General features: G+C 70.1%; 13 protein-coding genes. 2 read left to right on the top strand and 11 right to left on the bottom strand.

From position 1 onward, the window contains the following. Positions 1–29: 29 nt before the first annotated feature. Positions 30–296 carry a hypothetical protein gene (locus ACQPXD_RS48570; RefSeq protein ID WP_432830681.1) on the bottom strand — a complete coding sequence of 89 codons (267 nt, stop codon included), beginning with the start codon at positions 294–296 and terminating at the stop codon, positions 30–32. Positions 297–313: 17 nt separating this feature from the next. Here ACQPXD_RS48570 and ACQPXD_RS48565 point away from each other — a divergent pair, with 17 nt between their 5' ends. Then, positions 314–541 (top strand): hypothetical protein, encoded by a 228-nt coding sequence (locus ACQPXD_RS48565; RefSeq protein WP_432830679.1) that lies wholly within the window; start codon positions 314–316, stop codon positions 539–541. A gap of 135 nt (positions 542–676) precedes the next feature. Here the strand turns inward: ACQPXD_RS48565 and ACQPXD_RS48560 are convergent, their stop codons facing one another. The 9 genes from ACQPXD_RS48560 to fxlM (ACQPXD_RS48520) form a co-directional block, all read right to left on the bottom strand. After that, positions 677–823, bottom strand: coding sequence for a hypothetical protein (locus tag ACQPXD_RS48560; RefSeq protein WP_432830677.1), 147 nt, complete (start codon positions 821–823; stop codon positions 677–679). Beyond that, positions 820–1,449 (bottom strand): AAA family ATPase, encoded by a 630-nt coding sequence (locus ACQPXD_RS48555; RefSeq protein ID WP_432830675.1) that lies wholly within the window; start codon positions 1,447–1,449, stop codon positions 820–822. Before ACQPXD_RS48555 ends, ACQPXD_RS48560 begins: the two co-directional genes overlap by 4 nt. Then, positions 1,446–2,675 (bottom strand): methyltransferase, FxLD system, encoded by a 1,230-nt coding sequence (gene fxlM, locus ACQPXD_RS48550; protein ID WP_432830673.1) that lies wholly within the window; start codon positions 2,673–2,675, stop codon positions 1,446–1,448. The genes ACQPXD_RS48555 and fxlM (ACQPXD_RS48550) overlap by 4 nt, the downstream gene beginning before the upstream one ends. Beyond that, complete coding sequence (locus ACQPXD_RS48545; protein WP_432830671.1) at positions 2,672–3,001, bottom strand: VOC family protein; 330 nt, start codon at positions 2,999–3,001, stop codon at positions 2,672–2,674. The genes fxlM (ACQPXD_RS48550) and ACQPXD_RS48545 overlap by 4 nt, the downstream gene beginning before the upstream one ends. Before the next feature lie 181 nt (positions 3,002–3,182). Then, on the bottom strand, positions 3,183–3,965 hold the full coding sequence (locus tag ACQPXD_RS48540; protein WP_432830669.1) for a thiopeptide-type bacteriocin biosynthesis protein: 783 nt from the start codon (positions 3,963–3,965) through the stop codon (positions 3,183–3,185). Positions 3,966–3,978: 13 nt separating this feature from the next. After that, complete coding sequence (locus ACQPXD_RS48535) at positions 3,979–5,058, bottom strand: lanthionine synthetase C family protein (protein ID WP_432830667.1); 1,080 nt, start codon at positions 5,056–5,058, stop codon at positions 3,979–3,981. After that, on the bottom strand, positions 5,055–7,802 hold the full coding sequence (locus tag ACQPXD_RS48530; protein ID WP_432830665.1) for a lantibiotic dehydratase: 2,748 nt from the start codon (positions 7,800–7,802) through the stop codon (positions 5,055–5,057). The genes ACQPXD_RS48535 and ACQPXD_RS48530 overlap by 4 nt, the downstream gene beginning before the upstream one ends. 70 nt (positions 7,803–7,872) lie before the next feature. Next, positions 7,873–8,028 (bottom strand): FxLD family lanthipeptide, encoded by a 156-nt coding sequence (locus ACQPXD_RS48525; RefSeq protein ID WP_432830663.1) that lies wholly within the window; start codon positions 8,026–8,028, stop codon positions 7,873–7,875. 12 nt (positions 8,029–8,040) lie between these two features. Further along, positions 8,041–9,285 carry a methyltransferase, FxLD system gene (fxlM, locus tag ACQPXD_RS48520; protein ID WP_432844228.1) on the bottom strand — a complete coding sequence of 415 codons (1,245 nt, stop codon included), beginning with the start codon at positions 9,283–9,285 and terminating at the stop codon, positions 8,041–8,043. A 422-nt stretch (positions 9,286–9,707) separates the two neighbouring features. On the opposite strand from fxlM (ACQPXD_RS48520), the gene ACQPXD_RS48515 reads away from it, so the two are divergent. Beyond that, on the top strand, positions 9,708–10,508 hold the full coding sequence (locus tag ACQPXD_RS48515; protein WP_432830661.1) for an alpha/beta hydrolase: 801 nt from the start codon (positions 9,708–9,710) through the stop codon (positions 10,506–10,508). Here the strand turns inward: ACQPXD_RS48515 and ACQPXD_RS48510 are convergent. Next, entirely contained in the window at positions 10,488–11,756 is a 1,269-nt protein-coding gene (locus tag ACQPXD_RS48510; protein ID WP_432830659.1) for a hypothetical protein, read from the bottom strand. The two genes, ACQPXD_RS48515 and ACQPXD_RS48510, sit on opposite strands and share 21 nt — an antisense overlap. Positions 11,757–12,255: the final 499 nt, after the last annotated feature.

Below are 12,255 nucleotides of genomic sequence, written 5' to 3'. Positions count from 1 at the left end.
GCCGCGTCGAGGGCGGACTGGCTCGACTTCTACGACTCCTCCGCGAGCGTCCGCTGCTTGTCTGCGAAGCTCTCGAGCAAGGCGTTCAACTGCTCCCGGACCTCGGGGTCGCTGACCTTCTCCGCCACGACCTCCTGCGCGTCGGCGAGCTGCTCCTGCGGGGCGAGGATGCGCATCCAGTCGAGGATGTCCTTCTTGCGCTGGAGCAGGACCGGCAGGGCGCCGACCGTGAAGGTCCCCTCGCCCGGCGACCGCGACACCACGGTACCCAGCTCCGCGTCACTTTTATCCCGCACACGCCGAACTGCTCGGGGTGTTCGATCGCCGCGTTGATTCGGTCGAGCGAGTCCTTCAACTCCGGCATGGACTGTTCGGCGATCTGCGACTCGCCGAGGTTGAGGGCGAGCAATTGCGGCTCGATGATGTGCCGTACGACGCCGATGTAATCACCGAACGCGCGACTCGTGAGGTGCTTTTCCGCTGCCATCCTGAGCCTCGCATCCGGGACGTTCCGACCGCCGGAAACAATGACCTTCCGTAGGCGCAGCAGTGTAGCGGCCGTAATTGTCGGAACGAAAGTGCTAGTGTCACGTGATTCTGGTTGCGTTATGTAGGTGAATGGTTGATGCTGGTGTGGTGCTGACCGAGGGCCAGATCGCGGAGTTGCGGGCGGTGATCAACAGTCGGGACGTGCCGGCGGTGGTGGCCACTCGGGCGCGGATCCGGCGAACGGACCGCGCTGCTGGCGGACGAAGACAACCGTGCCGTCCGAGCCGGGCACGATCGCCAGCGCCGCCACGGTGATCCCCTGCACCGCGCTCACTGCGCCTCCTCGCATGCCAGCCCCTCGTGCCGCCCGGCCGCGGCTGGCGCGGCGTTGCCGCCATTGATCTGCTTCTGCGCGCAGCGCGGGCACCGGGTCGGGCACGGCGTCATCGGCGCCATGGCGGCCAGGCTGCTGGTGTCCGAGATCGTGGCCACGGTCTGCTCCAGCGTCGAAGTCTCCGGGATGACGTGCTCCCCAGACACCCCCAGCACATCGTGCGGCACGTACCAGCTGCGCATCTCGTCGGCGGTAACCGGGATCGGCTCGGCCCGGGTGCGGTAGCGGCGCAGAGTCTCCTCGAAACCGACGTCGAGGTAGTAGACGTGGCTCGGGCCCGGGTGCTCGGCGATCAGCTGCCGTAGCACGGTGCCGTACCCACGGGTAGGCAGGATGCCTTCGACGACGACGTGATAGCCGGCGCCGAGCAGATACCGCGCGGACATGCCGATGAACCCCGGCGCGACCGCGTCGTCGCCGAGACCGCCGTGCTCCCGGAGGACCACCCGTCTGAACTGGTCCAGTTCAATCAGGGCGCAGCCGCGGCCGTAGCGGGCGCGGATCTCCCGGGCCGTCGTGGTCTTGCCGCTGCCGGAGTTCCCGCGAATGATCAGCAAGGTAGTCATCGGCTGTCACCCGGCCACGTGATCACGATCTGGGTGTGGCGGCGGGCCACGACCAGCCGGAGCTGTTCGGTGGCGGGCAGCGCGGCGCCATGGGGGTACACGGTGATGGCCGGGCGGACCCCAGTGCGGTGCAGCCGGTCCCAGGCAGCGACGAGGTCGATCAGGTCGCTGGTCAGTGTGGCGGCGTCGGGGCCGAAGCCGTGGGCGCCGCATTGCCATGTCGCGTCGTCGTGCCGGCGGATGGTCAGGTAGGCGAAGCTGTCGTGGGTGAGCAGGGTGGGGCAGAAGAACCGGTCCTGCGGGTCGAGCAGTCCGGCGGTGCGTTCCCGGTCGACGTTGAGCACGCCGTAGGGGCGGGGCTGGCTGGCCAGCCACAGGTGCAGCGCCTCGAACGAGGCGTCCATCGGCAGGGTGACCGGCGACCACACTTCGCTGCGCGGCCCGTCGAGGGCCGCTCGGAGGGCAGCGATGTCGACCTCGGTCGTCGGGTCGTCCAGGACGAGGACGGCGTCCTCGCCGCGCAACGCCACCCGGCGGGTCGGGTTCTGCCCGTCGCCTTGCATCGGCACGAATCCGCACTGCAGGGACGCGGTCGCGACCAGGTGGTCGCGCTCGCGTTCGAGGGTGAGGCAGCGGGTGTTGGCCCGCATCCGTACCGGTGCAACCAGGACCCCGCCGGGGGCGAGCTGCTCGGTCCAGGCGGGTGCGATGTCGCTGGCCTCGACTGTGACGAGGACCGCGTCGTACGGGCCGCCGCTGGCATGGCCGTACTCGCCATCGGCATGCACCACGCGGCCCTGCTCGTACCCGGCCGTGGCGAGCGTGGCCCGGGCGTGGGCGACGACCTGCGGGTCGATGTCGATGCTCACCACGCTCCCTTCGGGGCCGACGAGCTCGGCGATCAACGCGGCGTTGTACCCGCCGGAGCCGATCTCCAGCACCCGTGTGCCGGGCCGGATTCGGGCGGTCTCCAGCATGTACGCCTGCAGCCACGGCGCCGAGATGGAACTGGTGGTCTTGCCGTCCGGGCCGCGTTTGGTGACCACGATGTTGTTGGCGTAGGCGTCGATGAGGTCGGTGCCGGGCGGGGTGAACGCCTCCCGCGGGACGGCACGGAAGGCGGCCTCCACCGCGGGCGTGGTGATGAAGCCGGTCGTTATCAACGCGTCGGCGAGGCGTGCGCGGAGGTCAGCGGCGGGCATGGTCGGTTCTGCAAGTTCGGTCATGCTGCACCTGCTGGGATGTGGACGACCTCGAGCCGTGAGCCGTCGGGGTCCTCGACGAAGACGGCGTAGTAGCCGTCCATGTAGTCGTAGAACTGCGGCTGGTGCACAATCGTCCCGCCGGCGTCAACCACGATGCGGAACACGGCGTCGACCAGTGCGGGCTCGTCGACTTCGAGGGCGATGTGCTGCAGCCCGGGCTGGCCATGTCGGTGTGGTGCGGTTACGGCGCCTTCAACGGCGTAGACCAGCACGTCCGGGCCGTCACCGGCATACACCAGCGGGCTGTCGAGACCGCCGTGGCGTTGGTAGCCGAGCGCGGCGAGCATCGCGTCGTAGAAGCGGCTCTGCGGCCGAGGTCTGCGGCGGTCAGCGCAATGTGATGCACGGTGATGTGCACGTTCGCTCCTGCGCGGTGCGTTGATGGGATGCCGTCGCTTGCGTAACGACGGACGAGGCGTGTCTGTCCCGAGGGCTGCTCGGCGCTGGGTGTCCGGTTCCCGGACGTGGTCATTGTCGGCTCGGCGGCGCTGGTGTGCTGCCGAAGATGGCTTCTTTGGCTGCTTGGGCCAGTGCGGCTTGGGTTCGGGCGGGGAGCCCGATGCGGTTCCAGTGGAAGATGACGTGATGGGCGATCACTGCGCGGAGTCCGCGGGTGAGGGTGCCGGTTTCCCGGAGGTGTCGCAGGTTCGTTCCGGCGGTGGCGAACGCGGTGTGCCAGTCGCTGGTGGCTCGGGCGGTGCCGGTCATGAGGCGGCGGACGTCGCCGGTGAACGTTTCCCAGGTGTGGGGGTCGGGGGCGGGTGGGTGGCTGAGGTGTTCGGTGCGGTGGTTGGCGACGCGTGCCCAGACGTCGCCTTGTTCGTAGAGGTCGAGGGCAGCGGCGCGCATCAGTGTGGTGCACAGGATGATTGTGTGTTCCCGCCGGTCGGTGGGGTGCTGGTGGAGGTAGGTGAGGAGGTGGCGGCTGTCGTGGTGGAACAGCGTGTGTGCGGTGTCGATGGCGTCGCGGCCACCGAATGCGTGGGTCTCGGGTTCGTAGATGTCGCTGGTCCAGGTCATCTGGTCGGTGAGTAGCTGGCGGGCGAGGTCGTGGCTGTGGTGGTGCTGGGTGGGGAGGTAGCGGACGCGCCAGGGGCCTTTGCGGATGAACCACCAGGTGGTGATGAGACCGGCGGTTTCGGCGGCGGGCAGCACCTGGCGGAGGTGGGCGATGGCGTGCTGTTCGCGTTCCTGGCTGGTCGCGCCGGGGTAGGTGATGTTGATCTGCTGCCACGGGTCGTGTTCGTCCATGTCGGGCCTTTCGTCAGGCGAGCAGGAGGCAGACGTCCCACGCGGTGGCGGTGCTCGCGGCGGTGGCGAGGCCGGCGCCTGCGGCGCCGTCGAGGAGCCCGGCCGGTTCATCGACGGCGGGGGCGTGCTGCAGGTGGAGTAGTTCGAGCGGGGTGAGGGGTGTGGGGGTGCGGGCGTCGGCGGCGATGCGCCGGGCGGTGGCGAGGAGTCCGGCGGTGCCGTGGCATAGGCTGCGGTCGGTCAGGCGGGCAAGCTGTGCGGGATCGGTGACGCAGCTTGTGAACGCGGCTTCGGCGAGGTGCTGCCGGGCGGTGTCGCGCAGGGCGTGGCCGGCGAGTTGCTGGGCGCGGGCGATGCCTGGGGTGCCGTAACACCAGGACGGTCGCAGCGGGCCGTGTTGGGCCGGTGTGCCGTGGTGTAGGTCGGTGCGGGTGATGGTCTGCGGCCACCAGGTGCTGCCGTCGGTGTGCTGCTGCCAGGTGTCCAGCCATTGGCAGATGCGGGTGATCGCTGCGGTGTGCCCGTCGACGAGGGTGCCGTCGCGGAGAGTGAGGGCGAGGAGTGCGAGGGGGCCGGTGATGCCGTGGGCCATGCCGAAGTTGGCGTGACCGCCGGCGGGTGGTGGCTGGTTGCGGTCGGGGCCGTTCCAGCACCACCAGCCGGGGAGGCCGTCGGTGTGGGGTTCAGTGAGCCGGACGAGGTAGTCCAGGACGTGGCGGAGCAGCTCGTGGTTGCCGAGCCGGCGCAGGGCGACGCCGAGCCCGGTCAGCCCGCGGATGACGTCGTACTCGGCGGAGTGCGGCTGCTCGTGCCGGTCGATGCGGCGGTGCGCGGCGTCGAGCCGTCGGCGGGTCACGGTCGCGGTGCCGTCGGTGGCGATCGTTCGTGCTTGCGTGAGCCCGGGGTGTTCTACGGCGGTGAGGACGAATGCGAGCGCGGGTGCGCCGTAGAAGAGGCTGGCGCCGTCGGCGATGCTGACGCCGCCGGTGGTGGCACGGCGCAGTGCCTCGGTGGCCGCTGGCCAGTTCCCGGTTTCCAGGTGCAGCAGGGCGACGCCGGCCGCGCCGTCTGCGAGGGACTGTCCGGTGGTCATGGTGTCTGCCTGGCGTGGGCGGTGTGGGCGATGGTCCGTGCCAGCCGCAGGCAGTGCCGTTCGGAGGTGGTGTCGACGCCGATCATGCGGGCGTGGTGCAGGTGCAGCAGGTCGGCGAGCACCTGGTCGGTGTCGAGCCCGTCATGGTCTGCGAGGGATCGATAGGTGGCCAGTGCTGTGGCGAGTCGTTCGTCGCGGAACGGGATGCTGGAGAGGCGGAGCTGTGCGGGGTCCAGGCGGGGGCCGGAGTGCTGAGGGATGTGGGTGGCGAGCCAGTGCAGGCCGTCGCCGGTGAAGCCGTCAGCGATGGTGATCATTCCGGCGGTGGTGGTGGCCTGCCGGTCGCTGGCCAGCCGGTGCAGGGTGGTGCCGGAGTCGGCGGCGAACACGGCTTCGGCGGCGGCGAGGGTTGCGCCGGTGCCGTGCCGGGTTTCCGGCCGGTAGGTGTGCAGGCTGTAGTCGTGCAGGACGCCGTCGTTGTGCAGCTGTTGTACCCAGTCGATGAGCTGGCCGGCGATGTCGGTGAACTGGCTGGGGTCGGGCAGCGGGATGCGGAGCCGGAGGTGGGGTTGCGGGTTGTGGTAGCGCAGGTACCACCAGCCGGTCGGTAGGTGCCCGGCGGGGCGGTGGGCGAGGTCGTGGAGGATGTCGTCGAGGCGGCCGGACAGGTGTGCCTGCAGCCACGGCGACGACGGTCCTGGCCGGTGCTGGATGGTGCCGGCGGCCCGCACCCGCCGGGCCGGCCGGGCTGCCTGGGCGCGGTGGGTGAGGGTGAGTAGGAGTTCGGCGGGGCGGCCCCCGATCCAGCCCGCAGCCGCGGGAGCTTCGGTGAGTGCGGTGCGGGGTTGCCGGTCGAGGTGGCTGCGCAGCACCGGGAGGTGGGTGTCGTGGTCGAGGTCGAGGCGCAGCCGCACGTCGTCGTCGCCGACTAGGACCTGCTGCGGGATTCGGCGCTGGTGGCGGTGCTGTTGCCAGGCGTCGCGCCAGCGCGGCCAGCCGGCGGTGCGGGTGGGCAGCGCGGTGCGGTCGATGACCCACCGGGCGGGGTGCAGGATGCTGCGGCCGCGGCGGAGGCGGGGCAGGAACGGCAGGCTGGCCGCGTGTCCCCAGTCGAACCGGCTGCACGGGGCCGTGAACGCCATCCAGATCTCGGTAAGGAACCGCAGCAGGGGCTGCTGCAGGCCGGCCAGGAGCACGCTGTTAAACACCAGCGGTTCGACGGGCCGGCCAGTGCTTTGCGACACCAGCCACAGCCGCTGCCCGTCGCCGGTCACCGCGAGATCCCCGAGGGTCCACTGCGGCGCTGGGTGGAACTCGCCCAGGGGCAGGACGGGCAGCAGCTCGGGTGTCCGGGCCACGGTGGTCAGGCGGGCGTCCAGCGGCGGTCCGGACAGCTGGACCGTGGCCGCGCCGGGCAGGGCGGTCGGGAGGCGCTGGTAGACCTGCTGGAACGAGGCGAGTTCGGCGGGGGCGAGCAGGTGCAGGAACCGGCCGGCGCCGACCCCGGCGTGGCGGGACCCGCTGAGCACCGTCAGGGTGAAGGTGCCGCGCTCGAGATCGGTCATGGTGTCGGCGGCGAGGGTGAACCGCAGTTCGGTGTGCGGGACCGGCGGCCGGTCGTCGTCCCCGCGCAGCCGGCCGATCAGCGCATCGTCGAGCACCACTTCGGCGCAACCGTCGAGCGCGGACTGCTGCGCGAGCTGGCCGAGCAGCCGGTCGCGCTCGGTGAATGCTGAAGCGGCGCGGCGGGTGGAGCCCCGGTACCCGGCAGGGAACCCCAGCACGTTGAGCATGTCCCGGATCGGCACGGCAGCGCCCGGGCCCCACCGCTCGATGAACGCATGGTGGTATTCGGCCCAGCCGGGCGACGGCGGCGCCAGCGCGATCAGCGTCGACGCGGCCTGGCCCGCCTCATGCAGCACCGCCGGAGGCAGCGTCACGGCGGCGTCGGCGCGAAGATCGACCGCGACCCGGCCCCCAGGATCCGCAACAGCGTTGGAGCGGATCATGTAGGCGGCAGGATCGGTGACGGTCATCGCCGGCCGCAGCGCCGACAGCAGCACCCCAGCCTGCACCAACTCGGCCAGCAACAGCTCCGCCCTGGCCACGCCGGCAGGCGCGGCGATCCTCGCCGCGAGCTCGGCGAACCCGATCGGGGAACTCGCGGCCTGGACGGCGGCCCGGACAGGACCGGTCACCCGGATCTCGACGTCCCATCGCCGGTCGCCGTCGCTGCGGGCGCAGGGCAGCACCCACATCGCACCGCGCTGGTAGCCCAGCGGGTTCGTCATCACCGCGACAGTGCGCAGCGTCGCCAGATGCTGCTCGGCCCGCGCGGCGCGCTCGGCGATGCATTCGCCGTCAGGGCGAGCCATCACGTGATGTGCATCGCCCACCTGCACCCCTGCGCGGGGGCCGAACCCGACCGGTGCCACGCCGGCGAAGGTGCCAAACGGCGTCGCGCGGGTCGTCCACCGCAGCAGATACCGGACCGCGGACTCGACCAGCCGGTGCAGCCGCTGCCGCGGCACCGGCTCGCCGAGCACCGCGCGGGCAATCTGGTCGGCCAGCTGCGGCGCGGCACCGGTGACGGCCACCGCGAACCCCGGCAGTCGCCACACCTCGCACAGCCACTCCCGCCATTGCGCGGGCTCGCCGGTCGCCAGGTCCGGCCAGGCCGGCAGGACCAAACTGTCTGGATACGCGGCGAGGCGGATCAGCGCCGCACCGGCCTCAGGAACCATGCTGCACCACCGGATCGGCGGGCCCAGCGCGCTACACGCCGGGCCCGGACACGAGAGGGGGACAGGCCGGTCAGGAACCGGCGTCGCAGCGGCCCGTGCAGGCATTGGAGCCCGTGTTGCCCGAGCCGCAGTTGTCATCGGTGTTCGTGGCGTAGCCGGTCGCCGCCGGTCCGGCATCCACCAGGGTGAGGTCCAGCCGGAACTCCGAGCCTTCCGTTTCGTCCACGTGCTTGCCTTCCTATGCGGGGATGGAGGTGAAGGTGAGGACGATGCGGCTGTGCCGCTTGTCCAGCACCGTCCCGGCCGGCAGGTCGCCGTCGGGAGTCATCGCGGGCAGGATGTGCAACACCGGCGGCGGGCTGCCCGCGTCCAGCCACGCGCGCATCTGCTCGACCATCCGCTCCGTAGCCGCGGCGGCGTCGGGCCCGTGGCCGCACGCGCCGAGGTCGAACAGGTCGTCGCTCCAGCGCAACGCCGACCGGTAGCACAACGTGCCCTCATGCAGGACGGCGGGCGTGCCGAACCGCCACGCCGGGGCGACGACGTCCGCGTCGATGGCCTCCTGCTGGGCCGTGAGCACGACGAACCGCTCCCCGCCATCCATGACGCGCGCCGCCAGCCACAGATCCAGATCGGCCAGGATGGTCCGGGGCGGCAGGCTGACCCCGGCCCATGCCTGCACCCGCAGCTGGGCCAGCAGCCCCCCGACGGCGTCGGCATCCACCTGCTGGCCCTCATCCAGCCGCAGGTGCACGCCATCAGCGATATCGACGTACCGCATCTCGTGCGCCCCGGCACCGCGCATCGACACGAACCCGCACAACCGCTGGCTGGAGCTGATCAACCGGCCGCCGGTCCGGCGCAGCGCCCACGACCGGGTCATCCCGAAAGTCCGCAGCGGCACCACCAGCACCCCGCCCTCGACGAGCTGGGACGTCCAGGCCGCAGGGACATCCCAAGCCCCAGCCGTCACAACGATCACGTCGAAGGAGCCGCCCGGGCCGATCGGCTGCTCAGCGTCCGCGCACCGCACGGTGACATCGCGGTAGCCGGCCGCCGCCAAGCAGGCCGACGCCCGCTCGGTCACGTCCGGGTCGATATCCACGGTCGTGACCGAACCCGACGCCCCCACCAGCTCACGCAGCAAGGACGCGTTGTACCCGCCGGAGCCGATCTCTAGCACCCGCCGGCCGGCGAAGCCGCCGCCGAGGGCGTCGGCCGCCTGACCGAGCATCTCCGCGATCAGCCACGGCGCCGACACCGAACTGACGGTCTCGTCGCCGTCCCGCTTGGTGATCACCGAATGGTCGGCGCGGTACGCCTCCTCCGGCGGCACGTCCGGCGTGAACAGATGGCGGGGAACCACCCGCAGCGCGGCCTCCACATCCGGCCGCATCGTCAGCCCTTTCCCCGCATGATCGGCGATCAGCGCATCAACCATCGCAGCACGCAGGTCATCGCTGCTGATCGTGTCGACACTCATGCCGGCGCCACTCTCCCTCTCTCCACCGGGGCCGCCCGAACTCGAATGGCCCGCCGTCTTCCCCATGGTCAACCCGGTCTCGCATGACGGGACTCGCCACGTCACCGAACTGGTCGACCGGAGCACGCCAGCAGGTCTCCCCACGGCTCGCGTCGAGGCACAATACGTGGCTCGCCGGTGATCGGCGATGAGCTGCCGCGGGGCGGTCCTACCCGATCGAGCCTGACTGCTTCCTCGCCCGCCGGGAATGCCTACCTCATGTTCCACCTCACGTACCCCCTACGCTTCTCCCGCCACGTCGACCAGCACCCAGCAGCCCGGGCCGTCCGCGGTTACTGCCCGCTTCGGGACGGCTGCGCCGGCCGCCTAGGGTGGACAAGCGACCACGGAACATCCGTGGGTATGCCTTCTGGAGAATGCCGATGGACATAGAATTCCGCAGCCTCGATGGCACGATCCTGCGCGGGAACCTGATGACACCGCAGACATCAGCGCAGGTCGTCACCGTGCTCGTGCACGGCGGCGGAGCGAACCGGGACGAGGCCGGCTTCTTCGTCCGCATCGCCGAGGCGCTTGCCGCCGCAGGGGCCGCCTCCCTGCGGTTCGACCTTCGAGGACACGGCGCCAGCGACGGCCGCCAGGAGGAACTGACCCTCTCGGCCATCACCAACGACATCCGGGCAGCGATCGAACACGCTCAACTCGTCACCCGGGCGCCGCGGACCAGTCTGCTCGGTACCAGCTTCGGCGGCGGCCTCTGCGCCTTCTTCGCCGCCCGACACCCTGGCGTGCTCCACCGGCTCGCGCTGCTGAACCCACTGATCAACTACAAGAAACGGTTCATCGACGACAAACCGTACTGGACCGACGACCACATCGACGAGGAAGCGGGCCGGACGCTGGCCGCCGAAGGATCCCTGGCCCACTCACCGACGTTCCGACTCGGCCGGCCGCTGCTCAACGAGGTGTTCTACCTGCGCCCAGACCTGGAGCTTGCCGCCATCGACGTGCCGACGCTGTTCGTGCACGGTACGAACGACACGTTCGTGCCCGTGGACAGCTCACGCCGGTATATTCAGCAGATCAGGGCCGAGACACGACTCGTCGAGGTGGACGGTGCCCAGCACGGCATCGCCGTCGACAACGACCCGGCCTACCAGAACCCGCAGACGCTCGCCTGGCAGGCGTCGGTGATCCGCACGCTAACCGACTGGCTGACGTAGCCTACGCAGGTCCAGTTCGGCGCCGAACGCGTGCAGGTACGCCGCAACGGCCGGTCGGCTTGACCTTGGCGCGAGCCGACCGGCGAGCCGCCGGAGTTCCCCCAGGCTGCGGATCGAGTCCGTGGCCGCAGCGATGGCCAGTGCCGTCGTGCCCGCCTCGGCGGCAGCGTCAGGATCACCGTCTACGGCGATCGTTTCGGCTTTGAGCGCGAGAAAGTAGCCGTAATCGCGACGCGAAAACACCTTCGGCGATAACCACCGCTCGTAGAGTGCCCTCGCCCGCTCGATCTGGCCGTTCTCGCGATAGCACATCGCCGTCTGCACGCCCAGCAACGCTTGGTCGTAATGTTCGGCCAACCCGGTATGGTCAGCCTGTTCCACGACGGCCTGCTGCAGCAGCAACGCTCTGGCCTCGCCGAGCTTGTCCTCCACGACGGTCTTTCGGCCCGACGCCATCGCCTGACCGCGGGCCTCCTGCTGTAGCGCCTCCGCGCGTACCCGTGACGGCAACCGCCACGGACCCTCGTGCACCTGCCGGATCAGCTCGAGCATGTCGGCGGCGTCTCGCCGGTCCCAGGCGGCCTGACTGTTCTTCAGCAGGACATACGCGCGCATCGTCTCGTCACCGATCGCCGACGACCAACTCGCGGCGCGATGCCGCCAATAGGCCGCCAAGGCTGGCTGACCGAGATCACGGTAGAGCCAGCCGGTGAACTCGGCGCCACGGGCGCCGACCGCAAGCAACTCGCTCCTGACTCCGGGCTTAACCTCCATGGCATGCCGCTCGACCACACCGAGCAGCCCGAGCATCACCGGCAACGAGCTGTTTGGACCGTGTGTTCCGTCGGCCGCGGTGCAAGCGCCAAGACGTTCCCGTAGGTGTCCGACGATGTCATGATCGAGATACCGGTGCGCGTCTTGAACCGCAGCCACCAAATGCGCCAAGTCGACAACCGTCAACGCGGCGTGCACCTGCGCCGCGCCGAGGACGCCTGCCCGAAGGACTGTTCGTCGGTCGATGTCGCCATCGTCCCACTCTGGGTCATACCCTGCATCGGTCAGGCGCATACTGTAAAGCCCGACCTCGGCATCGGTCGCGGCACCGAGCACCCGCCGCAACGCGGCCCGACGCTCCTCATGCGGCCACCGGGTCTTACCCCGCTCCAGCTTGCCAACCCAATGCTCGGTGACATACAGGTGCGTAACGTTACGGCTGGTGGTGTTGGCCTCATCAATCGCGACGTTCACGGCATCCGCCAGCTCAGCCCGGCTCATCCGCTGGCCCGGCCGGCTTGTCGACGGTAGCCGTAGGCGCGCAGAGCGAAGCTCCCGGTTCGGGGGGAACACGGCGTCCGGCCGATGCGGCACTGACAGCACCTCCATTCAGTGACCTCTATTGTGAGCGGCCAGCGACGATGCGTACAGGTGTGCATAGAATTTCAGCCCGGCGCTGCAGCGCCACCCCTCCCACCGCTCATCGGGCACAGGAGGCGACGGCTGTAACCAGGTGGGCACCAAGGCGGCGCCGACTTGGGAGCGGGCTCACTGTACAACCCAATCAATCCCTGACAGTTGGTGCGGAGCGGGGGACACGCCACTGACGATTCCGCGGAGGCACGGAAGAGCGCCAGGCCGTCAACGAGCCCGACTCGCGCGGTCGCCCTTTGCCATTGGTTGCTGGCGTGGTGTGATGATTTCGTTCGTCGATGCGTATGGCCTCAGGGCCCGGTGAGGCCGTGGCGCCGCT

This window comes from Dactylosporangium sp. CA-092794 (genome assembly GCF_050948465.1).
Taxonomy (GTDB): Bacteria; Actinomycetota; Actinomycetes; order Mycobacteriales; family Micromonosporaceae; genus Dactylosporangium.
This window is presented reverse-complemented; position numbering and strand designations above follow the sequence as displayed.